The organism is Falsiroseomonas sp. CW058 (assembly GCF_050563535.1).
GTDB lineage: Bacteria > Pseudomonadota > Alphaproteobacteria > Acetobacterales > Acetobacteraceae > Falsiroseomonas.
This window is the reverse complement of the sequence record NZ_JBNXUO010000004.1, coordinates 105,155-126,688: the sequence shown is the minus strand read 5'-3', so window position 1 is coordinate 126,688 and position 21,534 is coordinate 105,155. Positions and strand designations below refer to the sequence as shown.

At 75.7% G+C, this 21,534-nt stretch carries 16 protein-coding genes and 1 pseudogene; 10 read left to right on the top strand and 7 right to left on the bottom strand.

The genetic code is table 11. The features are described 5' to 3' along the window. Position 1 precedes the first annotated feature (1 nt). The 9 genes and pseudogenes from glgA (at position 2) to ACK8OX_RS05430 (ending at position 13,698) form a co-directional block, all read left to right on the top strand. On the top strand, positions 2-1,450 hold the full coding sequence (gene glgA, locus ACK8OX_RS05470; RefSeq protein WP_430663021.1) for a glycogen synthase GlgA: 1,449 nt from the start codon (positions 2-4) through the stop codon (positions 1,448-1,450). After that, positions 1,440-3,308, top strand: a pseudogene (gene glgX, locus ACK8OX_RS05465) (glycogen debranching protein GlgX); the annotation flags it as partial. The gene glgA and the pseudogene glgX, both read left to right, overlap by 11 nt. Before the next feature lie 667 nt (positions 3,309-3,975). Continuing rightward, positions 3,976-5,532, top strand: coding sequence for a 4-alpha-glucanotransferase (malQ, locus tag ACK8OX_RS05460; protein ID WP_430662919.1), 1,557 nt, complete (start codon positions 3,976-3,978; stop codon positions 5,530-5,532). Between the two features lie 51 nt (positions 5,533-5,583). Further along, a complete protein-coding gene (locus ACK8OX_RS05455) occupies positions 5,584-6,684 on the top strand; it encodes an alpha-hydroxy acid oxidase (protein WP_430662918.1) in 1,101 nt (366 codons plus the stop codon). Positions 6,685-6,824: 140 nt separating this feature from the next. Continuing rightward, positions 6,825-8,795 (top strand): hypothetical protein, encoded by a 1,971-nt coding sequence (locus ACK8OX_RS05450; protein ID WP_430662917.1) that lies wholly within the window; start codon positions 6,825-6,827, stop codon positions 8,793-8,795. Beyond that, positions 8,795-10,735, top strand: a complete 1,941-nt coding sequence (locus tag ACK8OX_RS05445; protein ID WP_430662916.1) for a glycosyltransferase — start codon at positions 8,795-8,797, stop codon at positions 10,733-10,735. Before ACK8OX_RS05450 ends, ACK8OX_RS05445 begins: the two co-directional genes overlap by 1 nt. Further along, complete coding sequence (locus tag ACK8OX_RS05440) at positions 10,732-12,132, top strand: hypothetical protein (protein ID WP_430662915.1); 1,401 nt, start codon at positions 10,732-10,734, stop codon at positions 12,130-12,132. Before ACK8OX_RS05445 ends, ACK8OX_RS05440 begins: the two co-directional genes overlap by 4 nt. Before the next feature lie 4 nt (positions 12,133-12,136). Then, the gene (locus ACK8OX_RS05435) at positions 12,137-13,021 is read left to right on the top strand and encodes a hypothetical protein (RefSeq protein ID WP_430662914.1); all 885 of its coding nucleotides are present in this window, start codon (positions 12,137-12,139) and stop codon (positions 13,019-13,021) included. Then, the gene (locus ACK8OX_RS05430) at positions 13,006-13,698 is read left to right on the top strand and encodes a hypothetical protein (protein ID WP_430662913.1); all 693 of its coding nucleotides are present in this window, start codon (positions 13,006-13,008) and stop codon (positions 13,696-13,698) included. Before ACK8OX_RS05435 ends, ACK8OX_RS05430 begins: the two co-directional genes overlap by 16 nt. Before the next feature lie 26 nt (positions 13,699-13,724). On the opposite strand, the gene ACK8OX_RS05425 is transcribed toward ACK8OX_RS05430, so the two are convergent. Continuing rightward, positions 13,725-13,853 (bottom strand): hypothetical protein, encoded by a 129-nt coding sequence (locus ACK8OX_RS05425; RefSeq protein ID WP_430662912.1) that lies wholly within the window; start codon positions 13,851-13,853, stop codon positions 13,725-13,727. A 229-nt stretch (positions 13,854-14,082) separates the two neighbouring features. On the opposite strand from ACK8OX_RS05425, the gene ACK8OX_RS05420 reads away from it, so the two are divergent. Next, positions 14,083-14,445, top strand: coding sequence for an SWIB/MDM2 domain-containing protein (locus tag ACK8OX_RS05420; protein WP_430662911.1), 363 nt, complete (start codon positions 14,083-14,085; stop codon positions 14,443-14,445). A gap of 33 nt (positions 14,446-14,478) precedes the next feature. Here ACK8OX_RS05420 and ACK8OX_RS05415 read toward each other — a convergent pair whose 3' ends face one another. The 6 genes from ACK8OX_RS05415 to cphA all read right to left on the bottom strand — a co-directional run bounded on the left by ACK8OX_RS05415 (position 14,479) and on the right by cphA (position 21,204). Beyond that, on the bottom strand, positions 14,479-14,931 hold the full coding sequence (locus ACK8OX_RS05415; protein ID WP_430662910.1) for a helix-turn-helix domain-containing protein: 453 nt from the start codon (positions 14,929-14,931) through the stop codon (positions 14,479-14,481). Positions 14,932-15,114: 183 nt separating this feature from the next. Then, a complete protein-coding gene (locus ACK8OX_RS05410) occupies positions 15,115-16,020 on the bottom strand; it encodes a hypothetical protein (protein WP_430662909.1) in 906 nt (301 codons plus the stop codon). A 30-nt stretch (positions 16,021-16,050) separates the two neighbouring features. Beyond that, positions 16,051-16,518 (bottom strand): hypothetical protein, encoded by a 468-nt coding sequence (locus tag ACK8OX_RS05405; RefSeq protein ID WP_430662908.1) that lies wholly within the window; start codon positions 16,516-16,518, stop codon positions 16,051-16,053. A 147-nt stretch (positions 16,519-16,665) separates the two neighbouring features. Then, entirely contained in the window at positions 16,666-17,544 is an 879-nt protein-coding gene (locus tag ACK8OX_RS05400; protein WP_430662907.1) for a cyanophycinase, read from the bottom strand. Continuing rightward, on the bottom strand, positions 17,537-18,415 hold the full coding sequence (locus tag ACK8OX_RS05395; RefSeq protein ID WP_430663020.1) for an isoaspartyl peptidase/L-asparaginase family protein: 879 nt from the start codon (positions 18,413-18,415) through the stop codon (positions 17,537-17,539). The genes ACK8OX_RS05400 and ACK8OX_RS05395 overlap by 8 nt, the downstream gene beginning before the upstream one ends. Positions 18,416-18,420: 5 nt before the next feature. Then, a complete protein-coding gene (cphA, locus tag ACK8OX_RS05390; RefSeq protein WP_430662906.1) occupies positions 18,421-21,204 on the bottom strand; it encodes a cyanophycin synthetase in 2,784 nt (927 codons plus the stop codon). Positions 21,205-21,534 lie beyond the last annotated feature (330 nt).

Genomic DNA, 21,534 nt, shown 5'->3' with positions numbered 1-21,534 from the left:
GCTGCGCGTCCTGTCGGTCGCGTCGGAATGCGTGCCGCTGGTCAAGACCGGCGGGCTGGCCGATGTGGCGGGCGCGCTGCCGGCCGCGCTCGCCGCGCAGGACATCCGCGTCACCACCCTGATGCCCGGATACCCGGCGGTGATGGCCGCGCTCGGCGAAGGGCGGGCGCTGCGCAAGGTCGATGACCTGTTCGGCGGCCCCGCGCGGCTGCGGCGGGGCGAGGTGGCGGGTCTCGACATTATCGCGCTCGATGCGCCGCATCTCTACGCCCGGCCGGGCAACCCCTATCTCGGGCCCGACGGCGCGGAGTGGGAGGACAACGGCATCCGCTTCGCCGCGCTCGGCGCCGTTGCGTCTCTGCTGGCCGCGCAGCCGCCGCGCGGGCTCGCCTTCGACCTGGTGCATGCGCATGACTGGCAGGCGGGGCTCGCACCCGCCTATCTGCGCTTCGCGCCCACGCCGCGGCGCACGCCATCGGTCTTCACCGTCCACAACCTCGCCTTCCAGGGAAAATTCCCGCTGGCGCTGTTCCACCGCCTTGGCCTGCCGCCCCAGGCGCTGGCGGTGGAGGGGGTGGAGTATTTCGGCACGGTCGGCTTCCTGAAGGCCGGGCTGTGGTACGCCGACCGCATCACCACCGTCTCTCCCACCTACGCCGCCGAGATCCGCACGCCGGAGGCGGGGATGGGCCTCGATGGCCTGCTGCGCGGCCGCGCGGGCGCGGTCAGCGGCATCCTGAACGGGCTGGACGTGGCGCAGTGGGACCCCGCCCGGGATGCGCGGCTGGCAGCCCCCTTCGATGCCGCGTTGATCGGTGCGCGCGCGGCGAACAAGGCGGCCCTGCAGGCGCGGCTCGGGCTCGACCCCGACCCCGACGCGCTGCTGCTGGGCTTCGTCGGGCGGCTGACCTGGCAGAAGGGGGTGGACCTCATCCTCGGCGCGCTGCCCGCCCTGCTGGCGGAACGCGCGCAGCTCGCCGTCCTCGGCACCGGCGAATGGGGGCTGGAGGAGGGCTGCCGCGGCGCCGCCCTGGCGCATCCCGGCCGTGTGGCCGCCGAGATCGGCTTCGACGAGGGGCTGGCGCGGCTGGTCTATGGCGGCGCCGACCTGGTGCTGGTGCCGAGCCGCTTCGAGCCCTGCGGCCTCGCGCAGCTCTGCGCGCTGCGCTACGGGGCGGTGCCGCTGGTCGCGCATGTCGGCGGGCTGGCCGACAGCGTGATCGACGCGAATGAGATGGCGCTGGCCGCGGGCTGCGGCACGGGGCTGCATTTCTCCCCGGTCACGCGGGAGATGCTGGAAGCCGCGATCGGCCGCGCCGCGATGCTGTGGCGCGACCGGGACGCATGGCGACGCCTTCAGGCGAACGGCATGGCCACCGACGTGTCCTGGACCCGCTCGGCCGCGCGCTACGCCGCGCTCTACCGCTCGCTGGTGGCGGATGCGGGCTGAGGCGACGGCCGGCCGGCCGGAGCCGCTCGGCGTCACGCCGGATGGCGAGGGCGCGAACCTTGCCTGGCCCGCGCCGGGCGCCACCGCCGTCTTCCTCTGCGTCTTCGACGCGGCGGGGCGCGAGGTCGCGCGCATCCGCCTGCCCGGCCGCACGGGGGATGTGCATCACGGGCACCTCGCCGGCCTCTCCCCCGGCACCCGCTACGGGCTGCGCGTCGAAGGCCCGTGGGAGCCCTGGCGCGGGCACCGCTTCAACTCGGCGAAGCTGCTGGTGGACCCCTGGGCGCGGCGGCTCGACCGGCCCTTCGCGCTGCACCCCGCGCTGTTCGACACCGGCGACGCGCCGGACCCCGTGGACAGCGCGGCCCTGGTCCCGAAGGCGGTGCTGGAAGCGCCGCCCGCCGCCCCGCCCCGCCGCGCACCCTGCGGTCCGCAGGTGATATACGAACTGCATGTGAAGGGCTTCACGGCGGCGCATCCCGACATCCCGCCGGCCATCCGCGGCACCTTCGCCGGCCTCGCCCATCCCGCCGCGCTCGCGCATCTGCGCGACCTCGGCGTGACCTGCGTGGAGCTGATGCCCTGCGCGGCCTGGGTGGATGAGCGGCACCTGCCGCCGCTCGGCCTGTCGAACCACTGGGGCTACAACCCGGTGGCGCCGCTGGCGCCCGATCCGCGCCTGGCGCCGGGCGGCATGGCGGAGGTGCGGGCGGCCATCGCGGCGATGCAGGGCGCCGGCATCGCCGTGGTGCTGGACGTGGTGCTGAACCACACCGGGGAAGGTGACGAGCTCGGCCCGACCCTGTCGCTCAAGGGTCTCGGCAACGCCGCCTTCCACCGGCTGCGGCCGGGCGACCCGCGGCGCTACGTGGACGATGCGGGCTGCGGCAACACGCTGGCGCTCGATCGCCCCTGGCCGCTGCGGCTCGCGATGGACGCGCTGCGGCACTGGGCGCTGGCGGCGGGGCTCGACGGCTTCCGCCTAGACCTCGCCACCACGCTGGCGCGTCGGGATGCCAGCTTCGACGCGGATGCGCCGCTGATCCAGGCGATGCGCCAGGACCCGGTGCTGCGCGACCTGTGGATCATCGCCGAGCCCTGGGACATCGGGCGCGACGGCTACCGGCTCGGCGCTTTCCCCCCCGGCTGGGGCGAATGGAACGACCGCTTCCGCGACGACATCCGCCGCTTCTGGCGCGGGGATGCGGGGATGACGGGGCGGCTGGCCACGCGGCTGGCGGGGTCCACCGACGCCCTGCGCGACCGCCCGCTGAGCGACAGCGTGAACTTCGTCGCGGCGCATGACGGCTTCACGCTGATGGACCTCGTCAGCTTCACCGCGAAGCGCAACCACGCCAATGGCGAGGCGAACCGCGACGGCACGGAGGACAACGCCTCCTGGAACTGCGGCACGGAGGGGCCGGGCGAGGAGCCCGCCCTGCTGGCCCGCCGCCATGCCGACATCCGCGCCCTGCTGGCCACGCTGCTGCTGTCGCGCGGCACGCCGATGCTGGGCATGGGCGACGAATGCGGCCGCAGCCAGGGCGGCAACAACAACGCCTATGCCCAGGACAACCCGACAGGCTGGTTCGACTGGCGGGGCATGGACCGTGGCCTGCTGGACTTCGCGCGCCGCCTGGTCGCCGCGCGGCTCGCCCATCCCGCGCTGACCGACGCCGCGCCGCTGACCGGCGAGCCCGGCCCCGACGGCACCCCCGACGTCGCCTGGCTGCGCGAGGACGGCGTGCCGATGGACGGGACCGCGTGGGAGTATCCGCAGCGCCGGGCGCTGGTGGCGGCCTTCCACGCCGCGGGCGACCGCTGCCTGGTCGCGGTGAACGGCGGGGATGCGCTGCCCTTCTCCCCGCCCCCGCCCCGCCCCGGCTTCCGCTGGCGCCTGCTGGCCGACAGCGCCGATCCGTCGAACGTGGTCGTGCCGGCGGCCCTGCCCGCGCGGTCCGTCCTGCTGCTGGCGGAGGCGCGGCGGGATGCGCGGCGCGACGATCCCGCGCAGCTGGAACGGCTGGCCGCGGCGGCCGGGATCGCGACGTCCTGGCACGAGATCTCCGGCGCGCGGCACGAGGTGCCGGAAGCCACGCTGCGCGCGCTGCTCGGCGCGTTGGGCCTGCCGGCGGAAGGCGCGGCGCAGCAGCGCGAGTCGCTCGCCGCCCTGTCGCGCCCGCGCGCCCTGCCGGTGCAGGCGACCGTCGCCGGCCGGGGCGGCAGCCTCCTCCTGCCGTTGTCGCATCGCCCGGTCCGGCTGCGCCTCCGGCTGGAGTCGGGGGAGGAGCGGCTGATCGACCTCGCGCCCGGGGACGGGGCGACGGAACGGCTGGCGCGGCCGGACGGCACCGCCGATGCGCGCCGCCGCATCGCCCTGCCCGACCTGCCGGAGGGGCGGCACCTGCTGGCCGACGAGGCCGCCCCGGACCAGTCCTGCCACCTCGCGGTCGTGCCGCCGCGCTGCTTCCTGCCCGATGGGCTGGGCGAAGGCGCGCGGCGCTTCGGCCTCGCCGCGCAGATCTATGCCGCGCGGCACGACCGGGACCAGGGCATCGGCGACTTCACCGCGGTCGCGGACCTCGCCCGCCTGGCGCGGCGGGAAGGCGCGGCGCTGCCTCGGCCTCAGCCCGCCGCATGCGCTGTTCCCGGCGGATCGCGGCCGCGCCAGCCCCTACCACCCGTCGGACCGCCGCTTCCTCGACCCCGTCTTCCTCGACGTGGCGGCGCTGCCGCTGGTGGCGGACCTGCCGGCGGTGCGCGCCGCCCTGGCCGCGCAGGAGGGAGCCTTCGCGGCGCTCCGCGCCCTGCCGGCGGTGGACCATGCCGGCGCCTGGGCCGCGAAGCGTGCCGTGCTCGAAGCGGCCTGGGCGGCGCTGCCGGCCGTCCACCCGGCGCGGGATGCGCTGGCGGCCTTCCGCGACGCCGGCGGGGTCGCGCTGGACCGTTTCTGCATCCACACCGTCCTCGCGGCGCAGCAGGGGACGCCGGATTCCCGCATTCGGCCGGAGGAGTTGCGCCACGGCGATGCGCCCGGCATCCCCGCCTTCGCCGCCCGCCATGCCGATGCGGTCGCCTTCGTGGCCTTCCAGCAGATGCTGGCGGACCGCCAACTGGCCGAGGCCGGGCAGGCCGGCGCCGGGCTCTACCGCGACCTTGCGGTGGGCGCGGCGGCGGATGGGGCGGAGATCTGGTCGGGCGATGCGCGCTTCCTGCCGGGCTTCTCGGTCGGCGCGCCGCCCGATCCCTTCGCGGCCGATGGCCAGGTCTGGGGCCTGCCGCCGCCCGATCCGCTGGCCTGGCGGGCTTCCGGCTTCGCCGCCTTCGCGGGGCTGGTGCGGGCGAACATGCGCCACGCGGCGGCGCTGCGGATCGACCACGTCCTCGGCCTGCGGCGCCTGTTCGTGGTGCCGGACGGGGCGAAGGGGGCGGAGGGCGCCTATCTCGCCTGCCCCTTCGCCGACCTGCTCGGCCAGGTGGCGCTGGAGTCGCAGCGCGCGCGCTGCCTGGTGGTGGGCGAGGATCTCGGCACCGTGCCCGAGGGCACGGGCGAGGCGTTGCAGGCGGCCGGCATCCTGTCCTACCGCGTGCTGTGGTTCGAGAGGCAGGGCCCCGCCTTCACCCCGCCCGCTGCCTGGCCCGCGCTTGCGGCCGCCTGCGTCTCCACCCACGACCTGCCGACGCTGGCCGGCTTCTGGACCGGCGCCGACATCGCGGAGCGCGCGGCGCTCGGCCTGCTGGCCGATGCCGGGGCGGCGATGGCGGAACGCGCGGCGGACCGCGCCGCGCTGCTCGGCCTGCTGGAGGCGGAGGGACTGCTGCCGGAGGGCGCCGCGCCGGATGCGCCGCTGGACGATGCGCTGGCCGCCGCCGTCCACGCGCTGGTGGCGCGCACGCCTTCCGCCCTGGTGCTGGTGCAGGCTGAGGATCTGGCAGGCGAGGAGGTGGCCGTGAACCTGCCCGGCACCGACCGCGAACGCCCGAACTGGCGCCGCCGCCTGCCGCTGCCCGCCGCAGGGCTCGGCGCGCTGCCCCGTGCCGCCGCGGTGCTCGCGGCGCTGCGGCGCCTGCGCCCGGGGTAGCCTTCGCTACCGCCGCGTTGCACATTCCGCCCCTGACCAGGGGGACCCAGTATGTCGGCCGAGGCACAGCAGCAGTTCCAGACTCTCCATGAGATCGTGAAGGCCGCGAGGATCCGGCTGAACGCCAATATCTGGGACTACCTGGTCGGCGCGACCGAGACCGAGACGACGATGCAGCGCAACCGCGCGGCGCTCGATTCGATCGCCTTCCGCCCGCGCGTGCTGCGCGACGTGAGCGTGGTGGACTGCACGGCGGACTTCCTCGGCCGCCGCCGCATCCGCCTGCCCGTCGCCCTCGCCCCGGTCGGCTCGCTCGACAGCTTCGAGCCGGGCGGCGCCGCTACCGCCGGCCGCGCGGCGGCGGATTTCGGCGTGCCGATCATCGTCAGCAGCGTCACCCAGCCGGGGCTCGAGGCCAGCGCGGCGGCCGCCGCAGGCGGCCCGAAGGTGTTCCAGCTCTACACCCGCGGCGACGACGCCTTCATCGACGACCATGTGCGGCGCGCGGTGGATGCCGGCTACGACGCCTTCGCCATCACCGTGGACACCGCCCATTACAGCCGGCGCGAACGCGACATCGCCAAGCGCTTCGTGAAGCACTGGCGCGCGCGCAACGTCGGCATGAACTTCCAGGCCGCGCTGTCCTGGAAGGACATCGCCCGCTTCCGCGACAAGCACCCGGACGTCACCCTCGTCCTGAAGGGCATCGGCTGCGGCGAGGATGCGGAGATCGCGGTCCAGCACGGCGTCCAGGTGGTCTATGTCTCGAACCATGGCGGGCGGCAGCTGGACCACGGCCGCGGCTCGCTCGCCGTGCTGCCGGAAGTGGTGCAGGCGGTGGGCGGCAAGGCACGGGTCTGGATGGATGGCGGCATCAGCCGCGGCACGGACCTGGTGAAGGCGGTGGTGCTGGGGGCCGAGCTGGTGGGGATCGGGCGGCTCTACTGCTACGGCCTTGCCGCCGCGGGCGAAGCGGGGGTGCGGCGCGTGCTGGAACTGCTGGAGGACGAGGTGCAGACCTGCCTCGGCCTGCTCGGCGCCACCGGCTATGCGAAGGTGGACAGGTCGCAGCTCCTGCCGGCCGCCCCGGTGGTGGCGCCGCATGTCCATTCGGCCTTCCCGCTGCTGGCGGAACCCGAGCGCGGCTATTGAATTTGAGACGATTCGCACCCTTTCGCGCCGCAGCGACGAATGGGATAATCACGGCAATCTGACATTGACCCGCGGCCGCGGCTGGCCGTCCGGCCGCGGCGGCCGGACGGCCAGCCGTGGCCGCGAGGTGCCGAGGTTCCGTGCGCATCGATCACCGGCCACTCCGTTGCCTTGCCGCGCTCCTGCTCGCCACCTCGCTGGCCGGCACGGCGGAGGCGCAGCAGCGGCCGCCGCAGCCGCGCGCCGCGCCGCAGCGCACCCCGCCCCCGCCCCCCGCGATCCGGCGAGAGGCACCCCCGCCCCCCGCCGTGGCGGCGCCCGAGCCCCCGCCCCCGCCGCGCGAGAGGCGGCTGGCCATCGGCGAACTCGGCTTCGCCACCGGCGCGGCCTTCGGCGCCGAGGAACGGGACATCCTGTTGCCGCTGCCGCGCAGCGTGGCGGGGATGAGGGCGCGGCTCTCCCTCGACCTCGACCTCGTCGCCCCCTTCCCGGCGCGGCATGCCGTGGAGGTGCGGGCCAATGGCCGGCTCCTCGACGCCCGCGCCTTCCCCGAGGGCGCGACGCGCCTCGCCTTCGACCTGCCCGTCCCCGTCGAGGACCTGGGGCGGGAGGTGGACGCGCTGCGCCTGACGCTGCGCCTCGTCGAGCCCGGCGGCCCCGCGGCGGGCACGGCGACGGCGCGGCCGGGCAGCCACCTGGCGCTGCTGATCCCGGACGGCGTGGTGCCGTCGGTCGAGGCGATGCTGCGGCTGATGCCGGCGCGGGTGATGGTGCTGACTCGCCCGGGCGCGCTGCCGCCGGCCGAGGCCGCGGCCGCGCTGCGGATCGCGCTCGCCCTTTCGGCCACCGGGCGGGAAGCGCGGATCGCCGCCGCCGCCGCGCCGGAGCCCGCGCGCGGCGCCGACGGCGCGCGGCTGTGGGAGACGGGCGCGGTGGTCGTCGGCGCATCCGCCCAGGCGGCCGCGGTCGCCGAGCTGGCCGGCCTGCCGGTGCTGGTGATCGGGGGGGAGGACCCGGAAGGCGCGGCGCGGCTGCTGGAAGGCCCATGGCGCGCCGCGGCCGGCGGCGCCGCCCTGGCCACCGCGGGCGCGCAGATGCCGCCCGAGGCCGCGGGTGCCCTGCCCTTTTCCGCCCTGCGCGGCAGCCTTGCCCCGCAGGAGGCGGCGCGCGCAGCCTGGAGCCTCGACCTCTCGACGCGCGACCTGCCGCCGGGCACCCGCCCCGAGGCGGTCCAGGTGGAGCTGAACGGACCGCCGGGGACCGAACGCGCCATCGCCTCCGTCCTGCTGAACGAGGTGCTGCTCGGCTCCGCCGCCCTGCCCCCGGATGGGCGGCTGCGGATCGGCTTCCCGGTGCCGGAGCGCCTGGTCGGGCTCGACAACCGCATCTCCGTGCTGCTGCACCGGCCGGCCGCCGGCCCGCCTGCGCAGTTGCTGCCGGGCAGCGCCATCCGCCTCGGCCCCGCCCCGCCGCCGGCCGAGTTCCTCGGCCTGCCGCCCGCGATGGCGGAGGGGTTCGAGCTGCTGGTGGACGCCCCCGGCGGCGTGCTGGCGGCGGAGGCGCTGAACCTGCCGCTCTGGCTGCTGCGCGCCCTCGCCCCCGCCGGCGCGCCCATCACCGTGACACCGGTCGAGCCCGGCACGGCGCCGCGCCCCGGGCGCGCCTTCCTGGCCGCCACGCGGGAAGCGCCGGCGGGCAGCGCGCCTCGGCTGCGGTTAGATGCCGGCAGGATCGAGCTGACCGACCGCCGGGGCGAGAGGCTGATGCAGGTCGATGCCGGGTCCCCGCTGCTGGCCGCGCAGCTGCTGCAGGCGGAGGGACGGCCCGGCATCTGGGTGCGCTCGCCCGATGGCCGCAACCTTCCCTTCCTGCCGCCCGCCGCGGCGCCGCGGCTGGACCGCGGCGACATCGCGCTGCTGGACCGGCAGGGCGTCGCGCTCGCCTGGGCCACGGGCCGCCCCGCGCTGGTCGCCGTCGCCTATCCGGAGGCGCGGGCCGAAACCTCGCCGCTGCTCGCCTGGCGGCCCTGGGTGGTGGGGGTGCTCTGGCTCTGCGGGGTCGGGCTGGTGGTCTACGCCTTCCGCCGCCCGCGCCGGGAATGGCCCGGCTGATGGATGGCGGCGGCGCCCCGGCCCCGCCGGAACGGGTGGCCGCGCGGCTGCTGGTCGCGCGCGGCATCCTGACCGACGCCGCCCTGGCCGCGGCCGAGGACGCCGCGCAGCGCGCCGCCGTGCCGTTGCAGGACGCGCTGATGGCGCTGCCCGGGCTGCGCCCGATCGACTATGCGCGGGCGCTGGCCGAGGCGGGCGGCCTGCCCTTCCTCGACCTCGTCGCGGAACCGCCGGACCCCGCGCTGCTGGACCCCGCGCTGGCGGGCACCTATGCGCAGGCGGGCGTGATCCCCTGGCGGCGGGATGCGGAGGGCATCGTCACGGTCGCGGTCAGCCGCCTGACGCCCGGCGCGGCGCGGCTCGCCTGGGACTGGTGCGGTCGGCGCGTGCGCTTCGCGGTGGCCACCGCGCGCGACGTGTCCCGCGCCGCGCAGTCCGCCTTCGCGGCGGAGCTGTCGCACCGCGCCGTGCATGGCCTGGCGGAACGCGACCCGGTGATGTCGGCGCGGCAGGTGCTGACGCCGCCGCAGGCGGCGGGGCTGGTGCTGTCCGCCGTGGCGCTGGCGAGCGGCCTGCTGCTCGCGCCCGGCGCGACGCTCCTCGTCCTGTCGGCGATGATGGGGGCCTTCTACCTCGGCAGCCTGCTGTTCCGGGGCGCGCTGGTGCTGGCCGGCGCGGGGCGGGACGGCGGCGCGGCCGACCGCGCGCTGGCCGAGGCGGCGGCGGCGCTGGAGGAAGCGGACCTGCCGGGCTTCACCATCCTGGTGCCGATGTTCCGCGAGCCCGAGGTGCTGCCGATCCTGCTGAACGCGCTGCGCAACCTCGACTACCCGGCCGCCAGGCTCGACATCAAGCTGGTGCTGGAGGAGGGCGACCGGGAGACCATCGACGCCGCGGTGGCGATGGAGCTGGAGGGCATCTTCGAGATCGTGCTGGTGCCGCCGAGCCAGCCGCGAACCAAGCCCAAGGCCTGCAACTACGCCCTCCAGCTCGCCCGCGGCGAGCACCTGGTCATCTACGACGCGGAGGACAAGCCGGAGCCCGACCAGCTGCGCAAGGTGGTGGCCGCCTTCCGGCGCGGGGGCGCGAAGCTGGCCTGCGTGCAGTGCCGGCTGAACTACTACAACGCGCGCGAGAACTGGCTGACGCGCATGTTCACGCTGGACTACTCGCTGTGGTTCGACCTGATGCTGCCGGGGTTGCAACGGCTGGGTGCGCCGATCCCGCTCGGCGGCACGTCGAACCACTTCCGCACCGGGGTGCTGCGTGCGCTGCATGCGTGGGACCCCTTCAACGTGACGGAGGACGCCGATCTCGGCATCCGGCTGACGCAGAAGGGCTGGCGCGTCGCGGTGATCGACAGCACCACCTACGAGGAGGCGAATTGCCGCGCGGGCAATTGGGTTCGCCAGCGCAGCCGCTGGATCAAGGGCTACATGCAGACCTTCCTGGTCCACACGCGCCGCCCGGCCGCGCTGTGGCGGGCCATGGGGCCGGTGGGGCTGCTGGCCTTCGTGTTCTTCGTGGGCGGCACCGCGCTGTCGGGCGTGCTGAACCCGGTCTTCTGGGCGGTGCTGGCCGCCTTCCTGCTGTTGCCGGAAGGCGCGGGCGAAGGCCTGCTGCCGCCGGCGCTGGCCTATGTGGCCATCATCAACCTTGTGGCGGGGAACGGGCTGTTCATCTGGCTGTCGATGCTGGCGCCGCTGCGCCGCCGCTGGCTCGACCTCATCCCGCTGGGCCTGACGGCGGTGGGGTACTGGGCGCTGATGTCGGTCGCCGCCTGGAAGGCGCTGTGGCAGCTCGCGACGCGGCCCTTCTACTGGGAGAAGACGCAGCACGGCCTGTCGCGCCATGTCGCGGCGGAACTGGCGCAGGCGCGGGTCGCGCAGGAGGCGCGCAGCACGCACGCCGCCCGGGGCCTGCGGGCGGCGCAGCCGTGACCTGGCTGTTCGGCCTCGGGCTGGCGGCGGCCTATGCCGGGGCGCTCGGGGCGTTGCTGGCGCGGCAGGGGCCCTGGGCGGGGCTGCTGGCGCAGTGGGGGGAAGCGGCGCTGGCGGCCGATGGCAGCGTGCCCTTCGCCCGCTTCGTCACCGCCTTCCCGCCCCTTCCCTACCTGCTCTCGGCCGGGCTGGAGGCGGTGGCGGGGCGGCCTGCGCTGCCCGGGCCGCTGCTGGCGGCGGCGCTGGCGGGCGGCCTGCTGGGGGCGGCGTGGTTCGCGGGCTTCCGCCGGGCCGGCTTCGGCGAGCTTGCGGCGGGCGCGGCGGCGCTGGGGCTGGCGCTGCATCCCTTCACGCTGTCGCTGGTGGCATCGGGACCGGGGCCGGCGCTCGCGGCCGCCGCGTCCTGGTGGCTGGCGCTGTCGCTTGCGTCGCTGCGGGCGCATGGCGGCGTGGATGCCTGCATCGGCGCGGCGCTGGCGCTGGCCGTGCTTGCCTTCTCGGACCCGGCGGGGCTGCTGGTGGCGGCAGTTGCGCCGGTGGCGCTGCTGGTCGCGGCGCCGCCGCTGCTGATCTCCCGCGGGCCGGGCGGGCTGCTGCTGCTGCTGCTGTTCCCGCTGCTGTTCGGCCTGGCCGGCTTCGCCCATGTGGCGGCGACGCATGGCGCGGGGGCGCTGGCCTTCCTTGCGCCGCTTCGGGGCGACGGGGTGGCGCCGGCAGCGCCGGGATGGCTGGCGGCGGCGGCGCTGGTGGGGCTGCCGGCCTTGGTTGCGCTGCCCGTCGTCTTCTGGCGGTCGGTGCCGCTGCGGCAGGTGGGCGCGGCGCTGCTGCTGCTCGCGCTCGCCGCGCCGCTGCTGGCGGTGCCGCTCGGCGTGCCGCTGGGCGCGCCGGCACTGGCCGCGCCCGCGCTCGGCCTCGGTACCGCGGCGCTGCTGCTGCTGCTCCGGCGCGGGCCGCGCTTCGCCTGGGCGGGCGGCCCGGCGCGGGCCGGGCTGCTGCTGCTGCCGTTCGGCCTGGTGGCGGGCGGGGCGGCGGTGGCGCTCGACCTGCCGCGCTGGGGCGGCGCACCGGCGCCGCTGGCGGAGCTGCGCGCCCTGGCCGCGGAGCTTCCCCGCCGTGGGGAGGTGCTGATCGACCTGGCCGCCATGCCGGAGGTCGCGGCGCTGCGCGGCGGCGGGGCGGGGCTGGTGCAGCCCGAGGATGACCGCTTCCGGCGGATGGCGATGTCCGGGCGGCTCGACATCGCCGTCGTGGCGGTGCGCGATCCCGGCGCCGCACCGCCGCCCTGGCGGCCCGACCGTGTCCATGCCGCCTTCCCGCGGCTGCACGCCGCCGGCGCTCCGGGCTATCGTCTGCGGCGGGAGATCGGACCCTGGCGCATCTACGAGAGGGAGAGCTGACACGATGCGGATGCTGCGGCCCGACGGGCATGACCGCGACCCGCGCCGCCGGCAGCCGAAGGCGGAGCCCGCCCTGGCCGCTGCCCCGCGCCGGCGCCGCCGATTGGGCCTGCCCATCCTGACCGCGGCGCTTCTCGCGCCCGCCGCCATGGCCTTCGGCGCCGCCTGGACGCTGCCGCGCGGCACGGGCCAGGCCATCGTGACCACGACCTACACGCAGGGCACGCGCTACATGCGCCCGGACGGCGCGGCGCAGCGCCTGCCCGAATACCGCAAGGCGGAAACCAGCGCGCTGGTGCAGTACGGCCTGACGGACGACGTGACGCTGATCGCCATGCCGTCGCTGCTCGGCGCACGGACGGGGGGCGCCACGGCGGACGACTACCTGGGCCTGGGCCATACCGACCTCGGCGCGCGGGCGCGCATCTGGCACGACGGGCAGGGCGTGATCGCGCTGCAGGCGCTCGGCCGCCTCCCCGGCGCGGGGGACGACCGCCGCCCGGCGCAGCTCGGCAACACCGACGCACAGCTCGACCTCCGCCTGCTGCTCGGCCGCGGCTTCACCGTGCAGGAGATGAATGGCTGGATGAACGCCGAGGCCGCCTATCGCGCCCGCTTCGGAGACGCGCCGAACGAATGGCGCTTCGACCTCACGCTCGGCCTCCGACCCTCGCCGGCCTGGGCGGTGCTGGCGCAGTCCTTCACCGTGGTCACCGACGGCGAGGGGCGCGGCGCCTATCCGAGCAGCTGGTACACCAAGGCGCAGCTGAGCCTGCTGTACGAGGTCGCGCCGAGCTGGACCCTGCAGGCCGGCGCCTTCACCACCCTGGCGGGCGAGAATGCGCTGCGCGAGCATGGTGCGCTGGTCGCGCTGTGGCGCAGCTTCTGAACCCCGTGCAGGTCGTCTTCATCCACCTGCCGAAGACCGGCGGCATGAGCCTGCACGGCGCGATCGCGGCCGCCCTGCCGCCCGGCGCGACGCTGCGGGTCGGCGATGCCGCCGAACGCGCGGCCTTCCTGCGGCTCGGCCCCGCCCAGGTTGCGTCGCGCGCCTTCGTCTCGGGCCATGTCTCCTTCGAGGAAGCGGTGGCGCGCAGCCGGCCCGATGCACGCTTCGTCGCCCTGCTGCGGGACCCCGTCGCGCGGCTCGTCTCCGCCTTCAACTACATGGCCAGCTGGACCGCGCACCCGCTGCACGCCGCGATGCGCGACCGCGGCTTCGCGGATTTCGTGCTGGATTCGGGCGATGCGCTGTCCGGGGAGGCCTGCCGGCAGCTGACGGGACGATCGACCGCGGCGGGGGCGATCCCGCTGCTGGAAGCCTGCTACGCCGCCGTGGCCACCACCGACCGGCTTGGGGAGCTTGCCGCGTTGGCAGGGCGCTGGCTGGGGCTGCCGCGGATCGTCGCGGGGCGGGAGAACGTGACACCCGGCCAGGGGCGCATGACGCTCGACAGCCGAAGCTGCCAGCGCCTGCTGGACGTGACGCAGGAGGACCGGCTGCTGTTCGAGCATGTCGCGCAGCGGCATGGCGGCCTGCTGGCCGCGCCCGGGATGCGCGCCTGACGCGCCTCGGGCGGGCCGAGTCGCCGCTAGTTCAGCGACCGCTCGGCGAGCGCCATCAGCAGGACGAGGACGATGGCCGTGCCTGCCACGAAGGGGAAGGTCCACGGCATGCGGGGGCGGCGATCGTCGTGATCGCGGTCGTAATGCGTGCTCATGCGCCGTCAACGCGCGGTTCCCTGCGCGGTTCTCGGCCGTTGCGTGCGCGGTGTTGCGGGCGCGGCACGGGCGGCGGATGCGGCCCTTCGCATCGTGGCTGTGGCCGAACCCTGGCGCAGCGGATTACGTTGAGGGCGGAACGGCGGCCCCGGCCGCCTTCCCGGCAACGGGATCCGACGGCGCCCTGCCGGCCGGGTCGCATTGCGGGGCCGCAGCATGGAGGGATGGATGGCCACGAAGACCGCCGCGAAGCCGACGAAGGCCAAGGCCGCGAAAGCCGAGGCAGAGCCGCCGAAGAAGGGCAAGGCGCCCGCGGCGAAGAAGATCGCGAAGCCCGCCGCCGGCAAGAAGCCGAACGCCCTGCAGCAGCCGCTGCAGCCCTCGCCGCAGCTTGCCGAGGTGGTGGGCAGCGCGCCGCTGCCGCGCGGCGAGGTGGTCAGCAAGGTGTGGACCTACATCAAGGAACGCAACCTCCAGAACCCCGAGAACAAGCGGGAGATCCTGGCGGACGAGGCGCTGAAGAAGGTGTTCGGCAAGGACAAGGTGACGATGTTCGAGATGAACAAGCACCTGGCCGCGCATCTGAAATAGGAACCGGCCGCCCCGGCGCCTTCGGGCGGCGGGTCAGCCGCCGGCCAGGTCGATCCCTGGCTGGCTGCGGCGGGGCTGGCGCCTGCGGGCGGGCGCCTTCTCCTCCACCGGTTCGGGCCCGGGCCCCGCGGCGCGGGCCACCAGCAGGTTGACCGCCGCCCGGCCGGGGATGTCGAGCCTGCGGTAGTTGCGCAGCAGCGCCTCCTCGTCGGGCGCGAGCAGCCCGAGTTCGCCCTGCGGGTCCTCGAGCATCTCCGCCGGGACCAGGTCGCCCGGTTCGAGGCCGAGGAGGAACTCCTCCCCCGCATCCAGCGCCGCCGCCAGCCGGCGCAGCGCCGCGCCGCGGGGCAGACCTGCCTCGCCATGGAGGAGCGCCGCCAGCGTGCCGGGCGACAGGCCCGCCAGGCGGTCGGCCTCCTCCGCCGTCAGGCCAAGGCGGTCCAGCCGGCCTTCGATGCGCGCGACGATCTCGGGCGTGGTGTCCAAGGGCGGGTCTCCGGAAGGCCGCAGCCGAGCCTGCGCGCCTGTACTGGCGTGGCGCCTGGAGGAGGCGCAATCACATCCGGCTGATGTGGAGAGGTCCGTGGCGGACCCGAATGGCGGAGGGCTTCGTGCAGAGGCTGGTGCCGGCCGGCCGGGCGCGGGGACGAGCGTGGTGGCGGAGCGAGGTCACCGCGCCCTGGATCGGCGTGTCGCCTGCGCCCGCTCCAGGGATGCGGCCTTCCGGCGTTCCTCCCGCAGCACCTTGACCGTCGGCTGCCACCAGCCGCGCGCCAGGTCGGACGGCGCGGGGGGCGTCCGTGCGGGCCAGGCCTGCACCAGCTCCGCATGGCTCGGGCGCCGCCAGGCCGCCCAGGTCAGCGCGGCGGGGGCGGCGCCGATGCCGGGGTAGAAGCGGGTGACGACCGCCGCCTCGGCGGGCTCGCCCGAGATCGCCTCGAACACCACGGGTCCCGCATGGGTCATGAGCACGCGGTCCTGCGGCGGGGGGGCGTCTTCCGGCACGGGGTAGCGTCGGCGGCGGCGCTCGGCCTCCTCGGCGCGCCGCTCGTCATGCCCGGGCGCGGTCCTGCGCGCCTCGGCGCGCTGGCGTCGAGCCTCCGGCTCGGCGTGGCGCGCAGCTTCCTCGATGGCGGGCAAGCGGCGGCGCAGTTCCTCGACGGCGCGGAAGGGCACGCGCCATGCCTTCGACGCGGGATCCCACCGGGCCCAGGGCACCTCCCGCAACTCCGCGATGACGGCGCGGGAATACGGGGTGCGGACCACGAAGCCGTCGTCGGTGACGTCCAGGTGGGGACTCGTGATCGGCTCGAAGGCGAGGGCGTCGCGGCCGCGCCCATCCGCATGGGCCAGCACGCCCTGCCATGCACGGCTCATCCATGCATTCAGGCGCCGTTCCGCCCGCGTGCCCGGGACGAACCAGGCGCCGAGGTCGTCCCGCCAGCGTGCCCGCGGGAAGGCCTCGCGGAAGCGCTCCACGGTCATGCGGTCGTAGGGGAAGGCCGCCGTCGCGCCGGGCGCGCCATCGTCGCGATCCTGCCGCGCCACACGGAACTCCGCTGCCTCGTCGGTCACCGGTCGCCCCCTCCGCGCGGCGCGCCCGACCTATGGGCGGCCAGGCCGCGCGGCCGAGTGGACGAGCGCCACGGCAAGGGCGGCAGCCGCGGCGTCCTCGGTGAGCGCCCGCGCCCATTCGCCCGCGAACCGCGTATTGGCGCCCCGCGCCGCGCGGCCGAGGATCGTGCCCGCGACGGCGCCTGCGACGCCGACCGCAGCGCCCTCCGCCCGCGAGACGCCTGGCCCCGCGAGCGCAGCGCCACCGACCGCACCGAGGGCGAGGCGCACCAGGACGGAGGGCGGGATGCGCCGGTCGGGCGCAAAGGGCATCTTGTCGCCCGCCATCTCCGCCGCCGCCGCGGCCGTGGCAAGGCCGCGCGCCACCGGGCCCGAGGGGATCCACCCGACCCGGCTGCCGCCCCTGGAGGCGGCCCATGTCAGGGCCGCCAGGGCCGACATGCTGCGCATCCCGGTCAGGACGCCGATGCCGAGCGACAACCAGGCGCCGTCCGCCATCCCGCCCCGCTCCATGGGGCCAATCCGCCGCCCAACCATCCATGCCTCCTGCCGGTGCCAGGCAGAAGGCGCGGCGGCGAGGATGGTTGCGGCGCCGGCGCCGACGGTCGCCACGGGATGCGGCGCGCCGGCGGGGCCTGGAGCCGCTCAACCGCCGGGCTGCGCCCCGCGCTCGCCGGCGGCATCGGCCTCGAGCGCGCGGGTCTCGCGCATCTCGGGCATGTCGGCCGGGCGTCGCCGCGCCAGGTCGAAGCTGTCGCCGTCGCCGAGCACGTGCAGCCGCACGTCGAACATGGACAGCGCGCGCTGCGGCGCGGCCTCGGCGATGTTGGAATGCGTCACGCCCGCGCCGTCCACCACATAGACGCCGCCCGCCCCGATCACCTCGAAGCGGTCGCCGCGCACCACGATGGCGGTGTCCTCGTCGATGCCGACGCCAAGCTCGCGCGGGTTCTGCGCCACCGCGCCGAGCAGCCGGCCGATGCGCCCGCGTTCGGCGAAGTGCTGGTCCACGATGACGTTCGGCAGCAGGCCCAGGCCCGGCGCCATGTGCAGGTCCCCGATGCGATGGGATTCGGCATTCGATCCCTTCACCAGCATCGTGTCGCTCATTGCCGCGGCGCCGGCCGAGGTGCCGGCGATCAGGCCGCCGGCTGCGAAGATCTCCATCACGCGCCGCGCCACCGGCGTGTCGCCGAGCGTGCTGCTGATGCGCAGCTGGTCGCCGCCCGAGAAGAACACGCCCCTCGCACCCTCCATCAGCCGCAGCGTCTCCGGCAGGGCGGTCTGCGCGCGTTCCTTGACGTAGAGCTCGACGAGGTCGGTCACACCGAGGTCGGCGAAGGCGCGCTTGTAGCCGTCGAAATAGCCCTCCGGCTCGTGCGAGGCGACGGTGGCCACGACCAGCCGCCCCTTGCCGAGCAGCCGCGCGACCTCGCGCAGGATCGTCCTCCGGCCCTCCTTGTCCTCGTGACCGCCGATGGCGATCAGAGTGCCCGTCGCTTGCGTCCCCTCCCCGTCACGCATGGCCGGCATCCTTCCTTTCCTCGTCCTTGCTGAGCCAGACGCGCGGCGCGCCGCCCTCCGCCAGGAGGCCGACGGCGAAGTTGGCGCCGTTGTGCGCCCAGCCGATCCGCCCGTGGCGGTCCAGCACGATCCCGCCCGCCTCGCTGCCGAGGGCTGCGATGCGCGCGATGGCGCCCCCGGCCGCGGCGTCCGGCGTGGCGCCGGCCTCCAGCGCCTGGATGACGCGGGCGGCGAGCATCGCGCGCGCGATCTCCTCCCCGAAGCCGGAGAAGGCGACGGCGCCGGCCGCGTTGTCGGCGTAGAGCCCGCAGCCCGGCATCGGGCTGTCGCCCACGCGGCCGGGCATGCAGCCCTCCAGCCCGCCGGTCGAGGTCGCGGCGGCGAGGTTGCCGGCGCGGTCGCGCGCCACGCAGCCGATCGTGTCGCAGCCCCCGCCCGGCCGCTCCGCGATCAGGTCGCGCGGGTCGCAGAGTTCGGCGCCGCGATCGGCGGCGAAGCGGCGCGCGCCCTCGGCCACCAGCAGCACCGGCGTCTCCCGCAGCAGCAGCCGCGCCACGCTGACCGGGTGGCGCACGCCGCGGATGCCGGCGACGCCGCCGAGGTCGAGCGTCGCGCCATCCATCACGGCGGCATCCATCTCCACCTCGCCGTCCGAGTTGCGGGCGGAGCCGGTGCCGGCGTTGAAGACCGGGTTGTCCTCCATCAGCCGCAGCACCGCCTCCACCGCCTCCAGCGCGCCCCCGCCGCGACCGAGGATCGCCTCGCCGGCCGCAAGCGCGGCGCGGCAGCCGGCGCGGCTGGCCTCCATCTCGCCGGGCGGGATCTCGCGCTGGCCGCCATGCAGCGCCAACGCCCAGCCATTCGACGCCATCGCGCTCACCCTGCCGCCTGCGCCGGGCCGACCTCGCGCGGCGCCGCCCCCTCCGGATCGAAGCCGATGATCCGATGCCACATCGCCTCGACCTCCGTCGGCAGGATCACCACCAGGTCGCCGCGGCGCGCCATCCGCATCGCGGCCTCCGCCGCGGCGCCTTCGTCGGCGATGCGGTGGATGCGCTCGGGCGGGAAGCCGGCGGCCGCCGCGCCGGCCTGCAGCAGGTCCATGATCTCGCCCGGGCGGCGGCCGCGCGTGTCCGGCCGCTCCCGCACCACCAGCTCGTCGAACATGCCGGCGGCGATGCCGGCGAGCTCGCGCACATCCTCGTCGCGGCGGTCGCCCGGGATGCTGACCACGCCGATGCAGCGGCGGTGGCGGGGACGGAGGCCGGCCACCACCTCCCGCAGCGCCGCCAGGCCGGCGGGGTTGTGGGCATAGTCCATGATGACCCGGAAGCCGTGCGCGTCATGGATGTTCAGCCGGCCCGGCGACTGCTCGAAGCTCGCCTCGAAGCCGAGCAGCGCGGCCCGGATCACGGGCAGCGTCACGCCCTGCGCATAGGCCATGGCGACCGCGGCGAGCGCGTTCTGCGTGTTGAAGGCGGCCAGCCCTTCCAGCGTCGCCGGGATCTCGGCGGCGTGCATCAGCGGCAGGCGCCGTCCGTCGGCATGGACGACGATCTCGCCGCCACCTGCCCCCGGCTCCAGCACAACCGCGAGGCCATGGGCGGCGACATGCCCGCGCAGGCGGTCCGGCATGGCGTCGCCGCCCTGCGCGCTGAACCAGGCGATGCGGCCGCCCGCGCGGCGCGCCATGCGGGCGACCAGCGGGTCGTCGGCATTCAGCACGCTGGTGCCGCCGCTCCCGACAGCCTCCACCACCACGGACTTCACCCAGGCGAGGTCCTCGACCGTGTCGATGCCCTTCAGGCCGAGGTGGTCGGCGGCGATGTTCGTCACGCAGCCGACGTCGCAGCGGTCGAAGCCCAGCCCCTCGCGCAGCAGCCCGCCGCGCGCCACCTCCAGCACCGCCGCTTCCACCGTCGGGTCGCGCAGCACCATCCGCGCGCTCCTCGGGCCGGAGGCGTCGGCGGCCTGAACCAGCCGCCCGTCCACCTCGACCCCGCTGGTCGTGGTCAGGCCCACGCGCATCCCGGCCCCACGCAGGATGCGGGCGACCATCCGCGCCGTGGTGGACTTGCCGTTGGTGCCGGTGACGGCGAGCACGGGGATGCGCCCCGTCTCGCCGCGCGGGAAGAGCAGGTCGATCACCGGACGCGCCACGTCGCGCGGGCGGCCCAGGCTCGGCTCCAGATGCATGCGGAAACCCGGTGCGGCGTTCACCTCCACCACGCCGCCGCCGGTCTCCCGCGCCGGGCGGGTGATGTCGGCGGCGAGGAAATCGATGCCCGCGACGTCGAGGCCGACCGCCGCCGCCGCCCGGCAGGCGAGCATCGCGTTCTCCGGATGGATCTCGTCGGTGCGGTCCACCGCGGTGCCGCCGGTCGACAGATTCGCCGTGTCGCGCAGCCAGACGACGCGGCCGGGGTGCGGCACCGCATCCAGCGCCTGCCCCTGCCGCGCGAGCACATCCTCCACCGCCTCGTCCACGACGATGCGGGTCATGACGTTCTCATGCCCGTCGCCGCGGCGCGGGTCGCGGTTCACCGCCTCGATCAGCCCGGCCACCGTGTCGCGGCCATTGCCGACGACATGGGCGGGCACGCGTTCCGCCACCGCGACCACCTGCCCGCCGATGACCAGGACGCGGTGGTCGCGGCCCTCCAGGAAGCGCTCCACCACGACCACGCGGGCGTGGCGCGCCGCCATCTCGAAGCCGCGCCGCACCTCCTCCTCCGAGCGCAGGCGCAGCGAGACGCCGCGGCCGTGGTTGCCGTCGAGCGGCTTGGTCACGAGGGGGAAGCCGAGGTCGCGCGCCGCCTCGACCGCCGCCTCCGCGCTGCGGACGACCACGCCTTCCGGCACGGGCACGCCGGCGGCCGCCAGCAGGGCCTTGGTCAGGTCCTTGTCGCCCGCCGTCTCCACGCCGAGGAAGGAGGTGAGGCCGGTGATGCTCGCGCGCAGCCGCCGCTGGCGCGCGCCCCAGCCGAGCTGCACGAAGCTCTGCCGGTCGAGCCGCAGCACCGGGATGCCGCGCCGCTCCGCCTCCCCCACCAGGGCGCGGGTGGTGGGGCCGAGCGCGGTGCGGCGCAACTGCCGCCGCAGCGCGGCCAGCGCGGCCTCCAGGTCGAAGCCGTGCTCGTCGAAACCGGAGACGTCCTCGTCCGGCCATATCAGCCCGAGCCCGGACACAAGGCCCAGCTCCTTCGGCAGCAGGCCCGCGACGAGTTGCAGCGCGAGCCTTCCCGCCAGCCGCCCGGCCTCCTCCTCGCCATAGGCGTACATGACGTCGTAGACGCCGGGCTGGCCGCGGACGGAACGCGTCTTGCCGCGCGTGACCGGGGAGCCGGCCAGGCCTTGCAGCTCGATCGCGACATGCTCGGCCACATGGCCGATCCAGGTGCCCTCCTCCATGCGGCGGAGGAACCCGCCCGGCTCCTTGTAGGAGCAGCCATGCCGGGCGAGCCCCGGCAGCATCGCCGTCAGCGCAGCGGCGAAGCCGGGCAGCCGGCTCGTCGGCCACTCCTCCAGGGGCCCGAGGTCAAGGCGGATGCGCACCATCGGCAGGTCGCCATGGATGTGCGGTCCGCGATAGACGCCGCACTCGATGACACGGGCGTGCGCGGCGTCGGTCCCGGCATGGGGATCCGGCAGCTGGCTCATCGGGCGATCCATTCTTCCGCGGGAGAGGGCGCTCTGGAGAGGCCGGTCGTTACACCGGGAAGGCGAAAACGAGTGCCGCACGGTGCCAGATCACGCGACCGGTGATGAACACGGCGAGAGCGGCCGGCCGCGGGCGGGGCGCCGCAGTTCTGTCCTTCGGGCACCCCTTCACGACCCCGGCCGCAACAGCGCAACACCTGGAAACCCGGCGGCGGCGTGGGGAGCGGACAGCGGTTGCGGGCGTCCGTGCAGGGGGCGCCGCGGCGGCGGCTGCCGGGCAGCATTCCGCCGTGGCGCGCGGTCCTCGGCCAGTCCCGGCGCGGGAAAGAA